The sequence below is a fragment of the Nonomuraea sp. NPDC049486 genome, from assembly GCF_040676925.1.
Lineage (GTDB): Bacteria > Actinomycetota > Actinomycetes > Streptosporangiales > Streptosporangiaceae > Nonomuraea > Nonomuraea ferruginea.
The window spans coordinates 137,557-154,653 of the sequence record NZ_JBFAPV010000012.1 but is presented as its reverse complement, the minus strand read 5'-3'; the positions used below and the strand labels follow the sequence as shown (position 1 = coordinate 154,653).

At 70.9% G+C, this 17,097-nt stretch carries 15 protein-coding genes; 9 read left to right on the top strand and 6 right to left on the bottom strand.

What is annotated here, in order from left to right:
* Position 1: 1 nt before the first annotated feature.
* On the bottom strand, positions 2-745 hold the full coding sequence (locus tag AB0K05_RS31395; protein ID WP_219549791.1) for a deoxyribonuclease IV: 744 nt from the start codon (positions 743-745) through the stop codon (positions 2-4).
* Positions 746-817: 72 nt separating this feature from the next.
* On the opposite strand from AB0K05_RS31395, the gene AB0K05_RS31390 reads away from it, so the two are divergent.
* Positions 818-997: a hypothetical protein gene (locus tag AB0K05_RS31390; RefSeq protein WP_148035958.1), complete on the top strand. Its 180-nt coding sequence runs from the start codon at positions 818-820 to the stop codon at positions 995-997.
* Between the two features lie 44 nt (positions 998-1,041).
* Here AB0K05_RS31390 and AB0K05_RS31385 read toward each other — a convergent pair whose 3' ends face one another.
* Complete coding sequence (locus AB0K05_RS31385) at positions 1,042-1,353, bottom strand: hypothetical protein (protein ID WP_271279306.1); 312 nt, start codon at positions 1,351-1,353, stop codon at positions 1,042-1,044.
* Between the two features lie 191 nt (positions 1,354-1,544).
* Between AB0K05_RS31385 and rpsF the strand changes: the two genes are divergently transcribed.
* The 7 genes from rpsF to AB0K05_RS31350 all read left to right on the top strand — a co-directional run bounded on the left by rpsF (position 1,545) and on the right by AB0K05_RS31350 (position 5,893).
* A complete protein-coding gene (rpsF, locus tag AB0K05_RS31380) occupies positions 1,545-1,835 on the top strand; it encodes a 30S ribosomal protein S6 (protein WP_148035960.1) in 291 nt (96 codons plus the stop codon).
* A 93-nt stretch (positions 1,836-1,928) separates the two neighbouring features.
* Positions 1,929-2,489 carry a single-stranded DNA-binding protein gene (locus tag AB0K05_RS31375; protein WP_148035961.1) on the top strand — a complete coding sequence of 187 codons (561 nt, stop codon included), beginning with the start codon at positions 1,929-1,931 and terminating at the stop codon, positions 2,487-2,489.
* 66 nt (positions 2,490-2,555) lie between these two features.
* Positions 2,556-2,792: a 30S ribosomal protein S18 gene (gene rpsR / locus AB0K05_RS31370; RefSeq protein ID WP_020543048.1), complete on the top strand. Its 237-nt coding sequence runs from the start codon at positions 2,556-2,558 to the stop codon at positions 2,790-2,792.
* Between the two features lie 14 nt (positions 2,793-2,806).
* Positions 2,807-3,253, top strand: coding sequence for a 50S ribosomal protein L9 (rplI, locus tag AB0K05_RS31365; protein WP_148035962.1), 447 nt, complete (start codon positions 2,807-2,809; stop codon positions 3,251-3,253).
* A 188-nt stretch (positions 3,254-3,441) separates the two neighbouring features.
* Positions 3,442-4,308 carry an ABC transporter substrate-binding protein gene (locus tag AB0K05_RS31360; protein ID WP_364233908.1) on the top strand — a complete coding sequence of 289 codons (867 nt, stop codon included), beginning with the start codon at positions 3,442-3,444 and terminating at the stop codon, positions 4,306-4,308.
* Positions 4,305-5,153, top strand: a complete 849-nt coding sequence (locus AB0K05_RS31355; protein ID WP_364233906.1) for an amino acid ABC transporter permease — start codon at positions 4,305-4,307, stop codon at positions 5,151-5,153. Before AB0K05_RS31360 ends, AB0K05_RS31355 begins: the two co-directional genes overlap by 4 nt.
* Positions 5,150-5,893 carry an amino acid ABC transporter ATP-binding protein gene (locus AB0K05_RS31350; protein ID WP_271279309.1) on the top strand — a complete coding sequence of 248 codons (744 nt, stop codon included), beginning with the start codon at positions 5,150-5,152 and terminating at the stop codon, positions 5,891-5,893. The genes AB0K05_RS31355 and AB0K05_RS31350 overlap by 4 nt, the downstream gene beginning before the upstream one ends.
* Here the strand turns inward: AB0K05_RS31350 and AB0K05_RS31345 are convergent.
* The gene (locus tag AB0K05_RS31345) at positions 5,890-7,359 is read right to left on the bottom strand and encodes an amino acid permease (RefSeq protein ID WP_261808988.1); all 1,470 of its coding nucleotides are present in this window, start codon (positions 7,357-7,359) and stop codon (positions 5,890-5,892) included. The genes AB0K05_RS31350 and AB0K05_RS31345 overlap by 4 nt on opposite strands.
* A gap of 88 nt (positions 7,360-7,447) precedes the next feature.
* Positions 7,448-8,749, bottom strand: a complete 1,302-nt coding sequence (locus AB0K05_RS31340) for an MATE family efflux transporter (protein ID WP_364233901.1) — start codon at positions 8,747-8,749, stop codon at positions 7,448-7,450.
* A gap of 282 nt (positions 8,750-9,031) precedes the next feature.
* Here AB0K05_RS31340 and AB0K05_RS31335 point away from each other — a divergent pair, with 282 nt between their 5' ends.
* A complete protein-coding gene (locus AB0K05_RS31335) occupies positions 9,032-12,577 on the top strand; it encodes a replicative DNA helicase (RefSeq protein WP_364233899.1) in 3,546 nt (1,181 codons plus the stop codon).
* Here the strand turns inward: AB0K05_RS31335 and AB0K05_RS31330 are convergent.
* Together AB0K05_RS31330 and AB0K05_RS31325 are read right to left on the bottom strand one after the other, a co-directional pair.
* Positions 12,574-12,699, bottom strand: a complete 126-nt coding sequence (locus AB0K05_RS31330) for a hypothetical protein (protein ID WP_261808989.1) — start codon at positions 12,697-12,699, stop codon at positions 12,574-12,576. The two genes, AB0K05_RS31335 and AB0K05_RS31330, sit on opposite strands and share 4 nt — an antisense overlap.
* A 100-nt stretch (positions 12,700-12,799) precedes the next feature.
* Positions 12,800-17,092: an HAD-IC family P-type ATPase gene (locus tag AB0K05_RS31325; RefSeq protein WP_364233895.1), complete on the bottom strand. Its 4,293-nt coding sequence runs from the start codon at positions 17,090-17,092 to the stop codon at positions 12,800-12,802.
* Positions 17,093-17,097 lie beyond the last annotated feature (5 nt).

The window sequence follows — 17,097 nt, the reverse complement described above, 5'->3', positions numbered from 1 at the left end:
TCTACAGATTCTTCCTCAGGAACGCGATGTCGTCCGCCTGGCCCTCCGCCGGAGTCTCCACCACGACCGGGGCCCCGGCCATCCGGCACACCTCCAGGATCAGCTCCGGGTCGATCCGCCCGTTGCCGATGTTGGCGTGACGGTCGGCGCCCGAGCCGAAGTCGTCGCGCGAGTCGTTGCAGTGGACCAGGTCGATCCGGCCGGTGATCGCCTTGACCCGGTCGACCAGCCCGAGCAGCTCCTCGCCGCCCGCGTGCGCGTGGCACGTGTCGAGGCAGAACCCGACGTCGAAGCCGTCGAGCGCGTCCCACAGCCGGGCGATGCTCTCCAGCCTGCGGGCCATCGCGTTGTCGCCGCCCGCGGTGTTCTCGATCAGCACCGGGATCGGGCACTCCATGCGCTCGAACACCTTGCGCCAGTTGTCGAAGCCGACCTGCGGGTCCTCGTCCTTGCCGAGGTGGCCGCCGTGCACGATCAGGCCCTTGGCGCCGATGCTCGCCGCCGCCTCCAGGTGCTGGGCGAGCAGCTTGCGGCTGGGGATCCTGATCCGGTTGTTGGTCGTGGCGACGTTGACCAGATAGGGGGCGTGGATGTAGATGTCGACGCCCTCGACCGGCTGGGCGGGCAGCACGGGCTTCTTGTAGCCCTGGGGGTTGCCGAGGAAGAACTGCACGACCTCGGCGCCGACGGCCTCGGCGTGGGCCGTGATGTCGTCCTGGTGGACGTGAGCTCCGATGCGCACCATGTCATGGAGCCTATCCGTTTGACTGACCTGCGGCGGGGCAGTCGGCTTGCACCCCCTACCCGAGGAGACGATATGACCCGCTGGCGCTGGCGGTCGTTGATCCTGCTCGTCTACGTGATCATCGGCATCTACGTGGCGTGGGTGTACGACTACATCACCCCGGCCGTCCTGAGGGACGTCGCCGAGGCGCTGCTCGCCATCTTCCTCTGGTTCCTGGTCCTGCTCGGCGTGGACCTGCACATCGGAGGATGACCGATATCACCGAACGGCCCCGGCTCCGGCCCGGGCCGTTCGCTTTACGGAAGGTAGCCGCCGCCCGCGATGCCGAGCGCGACGCCGACGAACGCGGACACCATGCCGACGATGTTGAGCGAACGCTGCGGCGTGGTCACCGAGACGTACTGCGAGTAGAAGCCGATGCCGAGGCCGAGCGTGCCCGCCCAGGAAGCGACGACGTGCCCGCCAGGGAAGAACAGGGATACGAAGGCGACGAGCCCGCACACCACCGCGGCCACGGCGAGGGTGTTCTCCACCGGATGCCGGCGGCCGTCGGTGTTGAGCGTGAGCCGGAACCGCTCGGTCTGGGCGGGCTGGAGGAAGTGTGGCACTGCGGAGCACCTCCTTGGCTTTCTGACAGGCTTTCCCATCAGCGGGCTGCTGGTAACCTGGTCAGGCTGCGTTGTGATGGGAGACCCGTCACCCCGGAGCGCCGAAGGGGGCGTCCGGGTCAGACGTCAGCGTCCTCCTGTCACGGCAGAGCGTCGTGACCGCAACAGTCCAGAGGAGGTAGGAGTCCCGCATGCGTCGTTACGAAGTAATGGTCATTCTGGACCCTTCGCTCGATGAGCGCACCGTGGCACCGTCCCTCGACCAGTTCCTCACCGTGGTCCGCAACGACGGCGGCACCGTGGAGAAGGTCGACGTCTGGGGCCGTCGCCGTCTCGCCTACGACATCGACAAGAAGTCCGAAGGCATCTACGCCGTCATCGACCTGTCCGCCGAGCCGGCCACGGTCAAGGAGCTCGACCGGCAGATGAACCTCAACGAGGGCATTCTGCGCACCAAGGTCCTGCGTCCGGACAACCACTGAAGGAGCCGCTCGTAGCCCGGCTTTTTGTCGGGCCGCGACCGTAGTCTGAGCCGTAATCCCAAGCGAAGACGTGCAGGAAGGCGAGCGCAAGCCATGGCAGCAGGCGACACCGTAATCACCCTCGTCGGCAACCTCGTCGACGACCCCGAGCTGCGCTTCACCCCGACGGGGCAAGCGGTGGCCCGGTTCCGCATCGCGTCCACTCCGCGCTTTATGGACCGCCAGACCAACGAGTGGAAGGACGGCGAGAGCCTCTTCCTCACCTGCAACGTGTGGCGCCAGGCGGCGGAGAACGCCGCCGAGAGCCTCCAGCGCGGGATGCGGGTCATCGTCCAGGGGCGGCTCAAGCAGCGCTCCTACGAGACCAAGGAAGGCGAGAAGCGCACCGTCTACGAGGTCGAGGTCGACGAGGTCGGCCCGTCCCTGCGCAACGCCACCGCCAAGGTCAACCGCACCTCCCGGCAGGGTGGCGGCGGCGGCTTCGGCGGCGGCCCGGCCGACGACCCCTGGGCGTCCGCCACGCCCGCCCCGCCCCAGGGCGGCGGCTTCGGCGGTGGCGGCGGCTACCAGGGCGGCGGCCAGCAGCAGGGCGGCGGGTCCTCCTCCGGCGGCTTCGGCGGCGGTGGCGACTTCAGCGACGAACCGCCTTTCTAACCCACCAGAAATCCAGTCCGAGTCCATTCCCGCTTCTGACAGCGGGGCTCTGAGAGGAGCACCACGATGGCCAAGCCGGCACTGCGCAAGCCCAAGAAGAAGGTTTGCCTGTTCTGCCACGACAAGATCTCCTACGTCGACTACAAGGACACGGCGCTGCTGCGGAAGTTCATCTCCGACCGCGGCAAGATCCGTGCGCGCCGGGTGACGGGCAACTGCACCCAGCACCAGCGCGACGTGGCGACCGCGATCAAGAACGCCCGTGAGGTGGCTCTGCTGCCCTACACGAGCACCGCGCGCTAAGGAGGTCTGTCGACATGAAGCTCATCCTCACCCACGAGGTCTCCGGCCTCGGCACCCCCGGTGACATCGTCGAGGTCAAGGACGGCTACGGCCGTAACTACCTCATCCCGCGCGGCTACGCCATGCGCTGGACCCGTGGCGCCGAGCGCCAGATCGAGTCCATCAGGAAGGCGCGCGACGCCCGCGAGATCCGCGACCTCGGCACCGCCAAGGAGGTCGCCGGCCAGCTCGGCGCCCTGCGCGTGCGCCTGGCCACCCGCGCCGGCGAGTCCGGCCGGCTGTTCGGCTCGGTCACCACGGGCGACATCGCCGACGCCGTGAAGGCCGCCGGCGGCCCGATCCTCGACCGCCGTCGCATCGAGATCGTCAACCCGATCAAGAGCACCGGCGCCCACAAGGTCACCGTCAAGCTGCACCCCGAGGTCTCGGCGTCCGTCGACGTCGAGGTCGTCGCGGGCTGACACCAGGCCCCGGCCTCACGGCCCCCTTCCCGTCCGCGGGAAGGGGGCCTGCCTTTTGCCGCGGCCAGGGCCGGTGCTCACGGGGTCGCCGCTAGGCGGCCCGTACGCGCAGGTGGGGGACCTGATCCCCGCCATGGCCGCGTAGAATTCTCACGTTCTTCCTCTCGCGTTCCCCCTGGAGGCTCCCCATGGCCCGTCCTTCGATGCTGATCGCGCTCGGTGCGCTGGCGGCCGCGACCGTCGCCTGCGCGCCCGTCGACGAAACGGCGACGACGGCGGCGGCCTCTCCCACCTCGTCCACGGCGTGCACCAAGGACCAGCTCACGCTCGTCAACCAGGGCAAGCTGACCATCGGCACCGACAAGCCCGCCTTCGAGCCGTGGTTCAAGGACGACGACCCGGCCAACGGCCAGGGGTTCGAGAGCGCCGTCGCGTACGCGGTCGCGGGGGAGCTGGGCTTCGACCGCGACGAGGTGCAGTGGGAGACGGTCAAGTTCGACACCGCGTTCGCCCCGGGCGAGAAGCGGTTCGACTTCGACATCAACCAGGTCTCGATCACGCCCGACCGGGCCAAGGCCGTCGACTTCAGCAACGGCTACTACACGGTCAAGCAGTCCGTGGTGACGCTGGGCGACGGCAAGTTCGCCGGCGCCGCCTCACTGGCCGAGCTCAAGGACGCCAAGATCGGCGTGCAGGTCGGCACCACCGCGCTGGACGCCGTCAAGAGCGTGATCCAGCCCACCGCGGAGCCGAACGTCTACAACGAGCAGATCGACTCCATCAACGCGCTGAAGAACGGGCAGATCGACGCTCTGGTGCTCGACCTGCCGACGGCCTTCTACGTGACGGCGGCGCAGGTCGAGGGCTCCAAGATCGTCGGCCAGTTCGGCTCGACCGGCGAGACCCCGGAGGAGTTCGGGCTGGTCATGGAGAAGGGCAGCGGGCTGAAGTCCTGCGTCGACAAGGCCGTCGACAAGCTCAGGTCCAACGGTGACCTGGACAAGATCGAGCAGCAGTGGCTGAGCGAGGCCGCGGGCGCGCCGGAGCTGAAGTGACCGCCGACCCGGTCTGGGTCAAGAGTGAACGCCAGCGCGAACGCGAGCGGGTTCTCGCGTCACAGGGCCGCCGCACGGCCTCGGTCGCGACGATCTCCACGATCCTGTTCGTCGCCCTGGTCGTCGTGGTGGTCGTCAACTCGCCGGGGTGGTCCCGGGTGCAGGAGACGTTCTTCGACCCGGAGATGTTCCTCAGGTCGGCGCCGGCGGTGGCCGAGGGCTTCCTGATCAACATCAAGATCTTCCTGATCGCCGAGCCGTTGATCCTGGTCGTGGGCCTGCTCGTGGCGCTGGTCCGCGGCACCAAGAACCCCGCGCTCTTCCCGCTCAGGGCACTGGCCACGTTCTACGTCGACGCCTTCCGCGGTGTGCCCACCCTGTTGGTCATCCTCATGGTCGGCTTCGGGCTCCCCGCCCTGAAGCTGCAAGGCATCCCGAACGACCTGGTCACTCTCGGCGTCATCGCCCTGACGCTCTCGTACGGTGCGTACGTCGCGGAGGTGTTCAGGTCGGGCATCGAGTCGATCCACCCCAGCCAGGTGGCGGCGGCGCGCTCGCTGGGCCTGAGCCACGGCAAGACCCTGCGGTTCGTGGTGCTGCCGCAGGCCGCGCGCCGGGTGGTGGTGCCGCTGCTGAACGACTTCATCTCGCTGCAGAAGGACACCGCGCTCGTGTCCACGATCGGCCTGGTGGAGGTGCTCCGGCAGGCCCAGATCATCGCCTCGCAGACGTTCAACTACACCCCTTATCTGGTGGCGTCGCTGCTGTTCATCCTGCTGACGATTCCGCTGGCCCGGTACACCGACCACCTGTCGGCGAAGGCGCGTAAGAGGCAGGGCTCATGAGCGTGCTGACCATCCACAACCTGTGGAAAAGCTTCGGCGGCAACGTCGTGCTGCGCGGCATCGACCTGGAGGTCGAGCAGCACGAGGTGGTGAGCCTGATCGGCGCGTCCGGCTCGGGCAAGTCGACGCTGCTGCGCTGCGTCAACCTGCTGGAGACGGCCGACGACGGCACCATCCATCTCGACGGCGAGGAGATCACCGACCCGCGGGTCGACGTCGACGCGGTGCGCAAGCGCCTGGGCACCGTGTTCCAGGCGTTCAACCTGTTCCCGCACATGACCGTGATGGACAACATCACCCTGGCCCCGCGCCAGGTCCACCGGGTCGGCCGCGCGCAGGCCGAGGAGGAGGCGCACGAGCTGCTGCGGAGGTTCGGGCTGGCGGACAAGGCCGGGGCCTACCCGGACCGGCTCTCCGGCGGCCAGCAGCAGCGGGTGGCCATCATCAGGGCCCTGGCCACCAAGCCGCGGGTGATGCTGCTGGACGAGGTCACCTCCGCGCTCGACCCCATGCTGGTCGTCGAGGTGCTCGCCGTCATCAGGGAGCTCAAGGAGTCGGGCATGACGATGATCCTGACGACGCACGAGATGTCCTTCTGCCGCGACATCTCCGACACCGTGTGCTTCCTCGACGGCGGCGTGCTGCTGGAGAAGGGCCCGCCGGAGAAGATCTTCACCGAGCCGGAGCACGACCGCACCCGCGCCTTCCTGGGCAGCGTGCTGGAGTCGGGCCGCTTCTAACGCCGGTGCCTGCCCCGTCCGGGCGTCGCCGCGGCGGCCCGGCCGGGGTCGGCCAGCAGGCTGCGGCGTCTGCCGTACCCGAGGTAGACCAGCACCCCGAAGGCCATCCACAGGGCGAACCACGCCCAGGTGTGCACCTGGAGGTTCACCATCAGCCAGAACGTGGCGACCAGCGACAGGATCGGCAGCAGCGGCGACAGCGGCACCCGGAAGCCGCGCTCCAGCTCCGGCATCCTGCGCCGCATCACGATCACCCCGGCCGCCACGAACATGAACGCGAACAGCGTCCCCATGACGACGAGTTCCTGCATCGTGAGCACGGGCACGAACTCGGCCAGCACGATCGCGACCGCGCCGATCACCAGCGTCACCCGCGACGGCGTGTGGTAGGCCCGGCTGATCACCGCCAACCGGCGCGGGATGAGCCCGTCGCGCGCCATCGAGAACAGCACCCGGGTCTGCCCCACGAGCAGCACCAGGATCACCGTGGTCAGCCCGAGCACCGCGCCCACGTCGATGACGTGCGTCATCCACCCGGCGCCCACCGCCTGGAACGCGCTCGCCAGCGGCGCCTCCACCGCGATGCTCGTGTACGGGACCATCCCCACCATGACGGCGGCCACCGCGATGTAGATCACCGTGGCCACGACCAGGCTGCGGATCATGCCCTTCGGCACCACCGTGCGCGGGTTCACCGTCTCCTCGGCCGCGGTCGCGACGATGTCGAACCCGATGTAGGCGAACGCGATCACCGGGGCGGCGGCGAACACGCCTGACCAGCCGAACGTCTGGCCCTGGCCGACGAACAGGTCCAGCACGGTCGCCGTCGGCGTGGTGACCGGCTGCGGCTCGGCGTGGAAGTCGCCGAAGTTCGCCACGTCCACGTACGTCGCGCCGACCACGATGACCGCGCCGATGGCCAGCAGCTTCGCGGTCACCATCACCCACAGCGCGCGCAGGCCGATCCGCGCGCCGGCCGCCACGACCCCGGTCAGCAGCACCAGGATGACCAGGACGAGGACGTTCTCGACCACCTCGGGCCGGGGGACCCGCACGCCGAAGTTGCCGATGGCGCCCACGGTGATCTGCGCCCACGCCCGCGACACCACGGCCGCGGCCAGCTGCAGCTCCAGGATCAGCGCCCAGCCGATGATCCACGCCCAGATCTCGCCGAAGATGACGTAGGTGAAGGTGTAGGCGCTGCCGGAGGTCGGCATCGTCGACGACAGCTCGGCGTAGCACAGGCAGGCCAGCAGGCAGGCGATGCCCGCGATCATGAAGGACAGGATGACGCCGGGACCGGCCTTCGTCGCCGCCATCTGCCCGGCGATGCTGAAGATCCCGGCGCCGATCATCACGCCGAGTCCGAGCACCACGAGGTCGGAGGTCCGGTACACCTGGGCCAGCGCATGGCGCGCGCCGGTGCGGAGGCCGGTCGCCTCGGCTGGTGGCAGCCGTCGCATCATTGCGGACAAAGTGACACACCCCGCTCATGAGACCCGCCCACAGTGCCTCACCACTTCCGGCCACAGCAAGCACGGAAGCGTCACGGTGCTAAGCCCCGACCACCAGCCAGGCGGAGCCGGTGGCGCGACGGGCCAGGGTGACGAGCCTGGCCACCATCCACACCCCGAGCGCGCACCACAGGGCCACGATGTCCATCCCGGACGCGAGGGCGGCGGCGGGCAGGTACGCCAGCGTCGTCCACACCCCCGCCCACGCCAGATAACGCTGGTCACCCGCGCCGATCAGCACGCCGTCGAGCACGAACACCACCCCGCAGATCGGCTGGAACAGCGCCACCGGCCAGAGCACGGCGAGCAGCTGTTCGGTCACCTGCGGGTCGGCGTCGAACAGGCCCGGCAGCAGCGGCCGCGCCGCCAGCACCAGCAGCCCCAGCACCGCACCCGACCAGACGCCCCACGTCACCATCCGCCGCGTGGCCCGCCGGGTGGCCTCGACGTCCCCGGCGCCGAGCGCCCGCCCGGTGATCGCCTGCCCCGCGATGGCGATGGCGTCCAGCGCGAACGCCAGCATCGTCCACACCTGGGTGGCGATCGCGTACGCGGCCAGCTCGGCCTGCCCCATCCTGGTGGCGATCACCATGGCGACCACCAGCACCACCCGCAGGCACACGGTCCTGACCAGGAGCGCGAACCCGGCCGTGCCCGCCTGCCGGACCCCCGCCGGGTCCGGCCGCAGGGGGACGCGCAGCCGCCGCGCGCCCTTGACCACGACCGCCACGTAGACGGCCGCGCCGAGCGTCTGCGCCAGCACGGTGCCCCACGCCGACCCGGCGATGCCCCAGTCCAGGCCCAGCACGAACCAGGCGTTCAGCACCGCGTTGAGCGCGAACGAGCCGACCGCCACCACCAGCGGCGTCACGGTGTCCTGGAGGCCGCGCAGCACTCCCGTACCGGCCAGCACCACCAGCATGCCCGGGGTGCCCAGCAGGCTGATCCGCAGGTACGTCACGGCCTGCTCGGCCTGGTCCGGGGCGGCGCCGAACAGGTCCACCACCGGCGGCGCGAGCGGCCACATGACCGCGATCAGCGCCGCGCCGATGCCGAGCGCCAGCCAGATGCCGTCCACCCCGTGGCGCATCGCCCGCTCGTGGTGGCCCGCCCCGGTCTGCCGCGCCACCGACGCGGTCGTGCCGTACGCGAGGAACACGCAGAGGTTCACCAGCGTCGTCAGGACCGTGCCGGCCACGCCCAGCGCGCCCACTGCGGTGGTGCCCAGCCCGTGGCCCACGATCGCGTAGTCGGAGAGCAGGAAGAGCGGCTCGGCCACCAGCGCGCCGAATGCGGGCACGGCCAGCCGCAATATCTCCCTATCCTGGGGCGTAATGGGCATTCATCGATTATGCCCCTTACGGGACGCAGGTTGCCAACTTTCTTCCCTCCACAGCCGGTGGACATCGTATCCGCAGGTCGGAGGGCATGTGGATGATGATGTCCACAGTTATCCCCAGGCTCGTCCACAGGCCTTTCACACCCTGAGCGGGCTGCGTACACAGCTTGACCACAACCTTGTCCACAGGCCGCGTTGCTGATGGGCCGCAGAGCCGCGAAACTGTCAGACCGGTCGGCTACAACTGGGGGTGGCTCGACCGCTGCGAGCAGTTGAGGGGGCGCGGTGAGCATTGACGAAGAGATCGGTGCGGGCCCGGGGTTCGAGCGCACACCGCCCAACAACATCGAGGCGGAGCAGTCGGTGCTGGGCGGCATGCTGCTGTCGAAGGACGCGATCGCCGACGTCATCGAGATCATCCGCTCCGACGACTTCTACCGCCCCGCCCACCAGATGGTGTTCGACATCATCACCGACCTCTACGGCCGCGGTGAGCCGGCCGACGCGGTCACGGTCTTCGCCGAGCTGCAGAAACGCGGCGAGATGGCCCGCGTGGGCGGCGCCGCCTACCTCCACACCCTCACGGCCGTCGTCCCGACCGCCGCCAACGCCGACTTCTACGCCAAGATCGTCCGCGAGCAGGCGGTGCTGCGCCGCCTCATCGAGGCCGGCACCCGCATCGTCTCCTACGGCTACGGCGGCCAGAACGAAGAGGTCGACGACCTCGTCGACCGCGCCCAGGCCGAGATCTACAAGGTCACCGAGCGCCGCACGTCCGAAGACTACGCGGCCCTGGCCGACATCATGCCCGGCGCCCTCGACGAGCTGGAGGCCATCGGCAGCCGCGGCGGTCAGATGGTCGGCGTCCCGACCGGCTTCGCCGACCTCGACCAGCTCACCAACGGCCTCCACCCGGGCCAGATGATCGTCGTCGCCGCCCGACCGGCCATCGGGAAGGCTCTCGCCCTCGACACCCCCCTGCCCACGCCGACGGGCTGGACCACGATGGGCGAGGTCCGGGTCGGCGACCACCTGATCGGCGCCGACGGCAGGCCGACCCGCGTCGTCGCGGCCACCGAGGTGATGCACGGCAGGCCCTGCTACGAGGTGGAGTTCAGCGACGGCACGGTGATCGTGGCCGACGCCGGCCATCAGTGGCGCACCACGACCCGTGCCTCCCGCCGATCGCTCTCCCGACCTGGCGGAGAGGGGGGCACGCGCGCGGCCGTCCGCTCGGTCGTGACCACGGAGGAGATCGCCGCCACCCTGCGGTGTCCCGCCGATCAGCGGCCCCACCACGCCGTCGAGGTGGCCGCGGCTCTCCAGGGAGAGGAGGCGGACCTTCCCCTGCCGCCCTACGCCCTCGGGATCTGGCTGGGCGACGGCCGGGGCGCGAGCGTGAGCCCCAGCCTCCAGGGTGTCCTGCGCTCCCTCGGCGTCCTGGATGACAGGCACATCCCGGTCAGCTACCTGCGCGCGTCGGAGCGGCAGCGCCGCGCCCTGCTGGCAGGGCTGCTCGACTCCGGCGGACGCGTCGACGCCGCGGGCCGGATCCGGTTCGCCGTGACGGACCGGCGCCTCGCCCGCGACGCGCGCGAGCTGATCCTGAGCCTCGGCTACCAGCCGACCGTCCGCACCGAGCGGATGAAGGCGTCATCCACCTACGTGATCGGCTTCACCACGCCTGACCAGGTCTTCCGGTTCCCCGGGAAGGCCGTCGGGCAGGTCGGCGGCGCCGACCCGAAGGCGTCGGTCCGCCACATCGTGGACGTGCGCCCCGTCCCGTCCCGGCCCGTACGCTGCGTGCAGGTCGACAACGCCGACCACCTCTACCTGGCGAGCCGGTCCTGGATCCCGACCCACAACAGCACGCTCGGCCTGGACTTCGCCCGGTCGGCGGCGATCAAGCACGGCATGTCGACCGTCATCTTCTCGCTGGAGATGTCGCGCAACGAGATCACCATGCGACTGCTGTCGGCCGAGGCGCGGGTGGCGCTGCACGCCATGCGCTCGGGCATGATGACCGACGACGACTGGACACGCCTGGCGCGGCGGATGAGCGAGGTGGCGGAGGCGCCGCTGTTCATCGACGACTCGCCCAACATGTCGATGATGGAGATCCGGGCCAAGTGCCGCCGCCTCAAGCAGCGCAACGACCTGCGGTTCGTGGTCATCGACTATCTGCAGCTGATGAGCTCGCCGAAGAAGACCGAGAGCCGTCAGAACGAAGTGTCGGAGATCTCCCGTGCCATCAAGCTGCTGGCCAAGGAGCTGGAGGTCCCCGTCATCGCCATCTCCCAGCTCAACCGAGGCCCCGAACAACGCACGGACAAGCGCCCCCAGGTGAGCGACCTGCGTGAGTCCGGTTGCCTGACCGCCGCCACCCGCGTCATGCGGGCCGACACGGGCGCCGAGGTCTCGCTGGGAGATCTGCTCGAATCGGGTGCGCGCGACATCCCGGTCTGGTCCCTCGACGACCGGCTGAAGCTCGTGCCCCGGACGATGACGCACGTCTTCCCGAGCGGGGTCAGGGAGGTCTACCGGGTCCGGCTCCGGTCAGGCAGAGAGGTGGAGGCGACGGCCAGCCACCCGTTCCTCACCTACGACGGCTGGCGTCCCCTGGCGGATCTCGCCGCCGGGGCGCGGGTGGCCGTGCCGCGACACGTCCCCGCTCCCTTGGACGTCGAGTCTTGGGACGAGGACGAGTTGGTCCTGCTCGCCCATTTGATCGGCGACGGCTCGTTCGTACGCGGGCAGCCGATCCGCTACAGCAGCACCGACGAGGCGAACCTGGCCGTCGTCACGGAGGCGGCCGCCCGGCGTTTCCACATCACCGCCGTGCGGGACGAGCACGCCGTGGCTCGGTGCACCTCCCTGCGGCTGCCCGCGCCGTATCGGCTGACCCATGGCAAGCGGAATCCCATCGCCGCCTGGCTCGACGGGCTGGGCCTGTTCGGTCTGCGCAGTCATGAGAAGTTCATGCCGGACGGCCTGTTCGCGCTGCCGAAGCGGCAGGCCGCGCTCTTCCTCAGGCATCTGTGGGCCACCGACGGGTGCGTGTGGTGGGACGAGAAGGCCGGGCAGGCGCGCATCTCCTACGCGTCCACCAGCAGGCGCCTGGTGGACGACGTGGCGCGGCTCCTGCTGCGGTTCAACGTGATGACTCGGGTGAAGCAGTCCCGCAAGGGCGATCACCGCCCTTCTTACCAGCTGTTCGTCTACGGAGCGGAGAACCAGCTGCGTTTCCTCGACGAGATCGGTGTCCACGGCGGGCGCGAGACGGCTGCGCGTCAGTGCGCCGGGCGCCTACGGCTGATCACCGGTAACACCAACATCGACACGGTGCCGAAGGAGGTTTGGACGCGCGTCCGCACAGCGCTGGTGGAACGAGGGATGTCACAGCGTGAGTTCGCCGCCGGCATGGGGACGAGCTATTGCGGGACCACGCTCTGGAAACACGCGCCGAGCCGGGAGCGCCTCGGACGGGTCGCCGCAGTCCTGGACGCCTCGGACCTCGAACTGCTGGCCACCAACGACGTCTTCTGGGATGAGATCGCCTCAGTCGAGTCGTTGGGCGAGCAGCCGGTCTTCGACGCCACGGTGCTGGGCACGCACAACTTCATCGCGAACGGGATCAGCCTGCACAACTCCATCGAGCAGGACGCCGACATGGTGATCCTGCTGCACCGTGAGGACGCTTACGAGAGGGAGTCGCCACGGGCGGGCGAGGCCGACCTGATCGTGGCGAAGCATCGTAACGGGCCGACGGCGACCGTGACCGTGGCCTTCCAGGGCCACTACAGCCGCTTCGTCGACATGGCGCAACACTAGGCCAGGCGCACTCCGGCAGGGCTCACGAGCGACGTGACGATCGACTGGACGAGGCGCATGATGAGGGCTTCGAGCAGCATGACCGCCGCCTTGGCCAGCAGGGACGCCAGGAATTCGGACATTAGGTACCTCGCGGGGACGAGTGTGTCTTTCCTCGCATAATTAACCACAAAACACGCCGGGAACTGTAGTCCGAGTGACCGGAAGGTGAACGATCGATGTCTATCTGATACCGAGGCTCTCGACCGCGACGGCGGCCAGCGTGGCCGCGGCCGCGCTGGTGAGCCCGATCCCCCAGCCGATGGGGCCGACCGGGCGGCACCCGAATACCTGGCTGAGGCCCGGCACCGACACGACCACGAAGAGGGCGGCCAGCGACGACACGGACGCCGCCACGACCAGGCGGTCCCGCCGGCCGAGCGCCAGGGTCTGCAGGAGCTGGGCGGCGACCAGGCCGATGAGCCCGACGGTGTCGGCGCGCCCGCGGGTGCCGCCCATCCTGGCCAGCAGCCACGCGGCGGCGGCCGCCGCCGCCGTGGTGACGGCGCGCAGGTAGATCTCGCGGGTGAGCGCGGTGCCGAGCGAGGCCTCCGGCCCTTCGGCCAGCAGTTTCTCCGGGCTGGCGGCACTGGGCGGCCGCACGGCCACGGCCAGCGCGGGCAGCATGTCGGTCAGGAGGTTGACCAGCAGCAGCTGGCGGGCGTTCAGCGCGCTGCGCCGGGTCAGCAGGCTCGACCCGAGGGTGAAGGCGATCTCGCCGACGTTGCCGCCGAGCAGGATCCCCAGCGCGTCACGTACGGACCCCCACATGGCGCGGCCCTCGACGATCGCGTCGATGATGGTCTCGATGCGGTTGTCCAGGACGACGATGTCGGCGGCCGACCGGGCGGCCGGGGTGGCCGTGGAGCCGAGCGCGACGCCCACGTCGGCGAGGCGGATGGCCGGCACGTCGTTGGCGCCGTCGCCGGTCACGGCGACGACCTTGCCGGTGTCGCGCAGGACGGTCACGATGCGTGCCTTGTGCTCCGGCGTGGTCCTGGCGAAGACGGCCACGTCGGAGAGCACCTCGCCGAGCCGCTCGTCGTCGAGCGCGTCGATCTCGGGCCCTGTCATGATCCGCCGGCCGTTGATCGCGTCCAGCTCGGCGGCGATGGCCTCGGCGGTGCTGGGGTGATCGCCGGTGATCATGATGACCCGGACGCCCGCGCCGATGAGCTGCCGCACGCTCGCCTTGGCCGTGGGCCTGATGGGGTCGGCCAGGCCGAGGTAGCCGAGGAAGCACAGCCGTTCGATGCGGGACTCGTCCAGGTCGGCGCGGCTGGAGGCGGACCGCTCGGCGACGGCGAGCACGCGGTAGCCCTGCCGGGCCAGCCGTTCCACCTCCTGTCCCAGCTCCAGCCTGATCCGGTCGTCCAGCGGGACGTGGTGGCCGTCGCGCAGGACGGTGGAGCAGCGGCCGAGCACGACCTCGGGGGCGCCCTTGACGCTGAGCAGGTGTCCGGGCCCGGACGTGCCGAGCACGGCGTGGTAGCCGCGGGCGGGCTCGAAGTGCAGTTCGTCGACGCGTTTCCAGGACTTCAGGCCCTCGTCGAGGGTGATGCCGAGGGCGTTCGCGCCTTCGATGACGGCCCGGTCGGTGGGGTGGGCGATCCTGCGGTCGTCGCCGAACTTGGGCCCCGCGCGCAGCGCCGCGCCGACGAGGGCCCGCATCTCGCCGGTCAGCTCGTCAGGCGACCTCTGGTGCCATCCGTCCGACACCCGGCCGAGGCTGATGTGGCCTTCGGTGAGGGTGCCGGTCTTGTCGAAGCAGAGCACGCCGACCCTGCCCAGCGCCTCGATCGTGGACGGGTTGCGTACCAGCGTGTTGCGCTGCGAGAGCCGCTTGGCGGAGGCGAGTTCGGCGATGGTGGCGACGAACGGCAGGCCTTCGGGCACCGCGGCCACCATCATGCTCACGGCGGGCCCGAGCGCGGTGGCCAGCGGCGAGCCGCGGAGCAGGTCGATGCCCATCAGCACCACGCCGGAGCCGACGGCGGCCGGCAGGATCCTGCGGCTCAGCTCGCGCAGCCGCAGCTCCACGCCGCTCGGTGGCGGTTCCAGGGCGGCGAGCGCGGCGGTCCGGCCGGCCTCGGTGCGTTCGCCGGTGGCGACGACCACGGCGCGGCCGCTGCCCGCCGCGACGGTGGTGCCCAGATACACCATCGAGCTGCGCTCGGCGACGGCGGGCGCAGCCGTGGGGCTGATGGTCTTGGTGACGAGCTGCGACTCGCCGGTGAGCGTGGACTCGTCGAGCTCCAGCCCGGACGCCTTGATCAACCTGGCGTCCGCCGGCACGGCGTCGCCCGCGCGCAGCTCGATCACGTCTCCCGGGACGAGGACGCCGGCGTCGCAGTCGACCGTGCCGCCGGGCCGGCGCACGCGCACGGTGACCGCGGTGATCTCGGAGAGGCGGTTGAGCGCCCGGTCCGCGCCGGTCCGCTGGGCGCCGCCCAGGAGGGCGTCGATGAGCATCACGCCGCCGATGAGCCCGGCGTCCAGGACCGAGCCGACGGCGGCCGACACGCCCGCGCCGGCGGCGAGCACCGGTGTCAGCGGGTTGGCGAGCTCCCGGACCGCCGCGCCGGCCAGGGACTCCGGCGCCTCCTCCGTCGCGGCGGGCGGGGTCCTGCGGCGGGCGGCCTCCTCCTCGGTCAGTCCCTTGCGTGAGGTGTCGAGCCGGGCGAGCACGTCGGGTATGGCCATGGCGTGCCAGGGCGTGGGGTCGGCCTGGACGGGCGGGGTGCCGCGCCCGGTGGCGCGGCCCGACCAGTAGCCGAAGACCAGCGCGACCGCCGACACGGCGTCCCGCACCCAACTGGCACGCCGGGGGGCGGCCGCCTCCGGGCCGATGAACGCCAGCCCCGAGCCCGCGACCGCGCCGGAGGCGGCGAGCCACACGCCGCGGGTGCTCACCTTCCTGGCGACCGGCAGGGACCGCAGCACCAGGTGCGCCGCGTCCAGCCCGCCCACCACGTCGGCGTCCCAGGGGAAGCGCCTGGACGGTTCCAGCACGCCGATGCCCAGGTCGGCCCCGCGGAGCGCGCGCCGCGAGCGCCGCGAGACCACGGCGACGCCGTGCCCGTCAGCCTGCAGCTCGCGCACCAGCTCAGCCGGCTCTGACCCTGGGGACGGATCGACACCGAGCCGGAGGGCGAGGCCGTCCTCGTCGCCCGCGATGATCACGGTGCCGGCGCTCCTGGCCGCGGAGACCAGCGCCTCGGCCATCGGATGCGGCTCCCTGGCCAGCCCGACCAGCGCGACCTCCGCGCCGTCCTTCGAGACGGTGACGGGGCGGATGCCCTGGTCGACCCACTCCGAGCGGGCGACGTCCAGGCCGGCGGGGGCGGCGGTCCAGCCGTCCTGCTCACGCCGCGCGTCCGGGTCGCTGAGGTCGAGCAGCGTGTAGAGGCAGGCGTGCAGCTCGTCCAGGTCCACGTCGGGTACGAGGGGGAGCACGCTCTCGATCGCCCACCGGCCGGAGGTGAGCACGGCGGCGTCGAAGACGACGGTGTCGACGCGGTCCATGCGGGACAACGCCCGGCGGTCGAGCACCATCGCGTCGCGCCCGGCCAGAGCGGCCATGATCGCGCTGACGTAGCCGTCCCTGGCGAGCCGGCCGGCCTTGGGCGTGCCGGAGATGAGCAGGGGAAGCCCGCGCCGGTGGTCGCGGGTGAGGAACGTGGTCGCGCCGTGCGCGGCCAGCGCGCCGGGGCCCGCGAGGTCGGCGTAGCGTTCGAGCGGGCCGCGGGGCAGCGGGGCGGGCCGTTCGGCCTCCTCGGTCCTGATGTGCCGGTAGGAGCCGTCGTGGCCGGCGAGCGCCGTTTCGCGCCGTTCCCAGGCGCGGCGGCCGGTGTGCGCGGCGGCGTACCGGCCCGCGGCGGCGGCGGAGTCGACGAGCAGCGTCACGGGTCGCGCGGCCAGCGCGTTGGCGACGATCCTGGCCGTGCCGAGTATCGCGTCGGTGGCCGACGCGCCGAGGCGCCGCTCCAGTTCCAGGCGCACCCGGGGGATCTCGTCGGCCAGCGCGGCGAAGCTGGGCACCGCGTCGGACAGCCGGGGGACGCGGGCGACCTGGCCGGTCAGCGCCAGGGCGGCGCCGACGAGGTTGAGCCCGAGGCTCACGGCGGCCTTGGCCTGCTGCTCCGCACCGTCGAGCACCCGGGCGGGGGGCGGGCCCTCGGTGTCGTGCTCCTCGATGAGCTCGATGAGCTCGTCCAGTTCGCCGCCAGGCGGGCAGTCGACGAACACGCAGCCGAGCGTCCCGTTCACCTCGGCGCGGCGCGCGCCGTGGGCCAGCAGCCGCCCTTCCAGCTCGCGGACGCGCTCTTCCGTTCCCGGCCCGCCCAGGTGGCGCAGCTCCACGCGGGTCCCGCCGGGGCACGCCCGCACCCGGCGGGGGCGCGGGACGAGGCCGCGTACCGGCTCAGGAAGGAGGTCCAGCAAGGTGTCAGCGGAGAACAGGCCGAACGCCGGCATGCCGC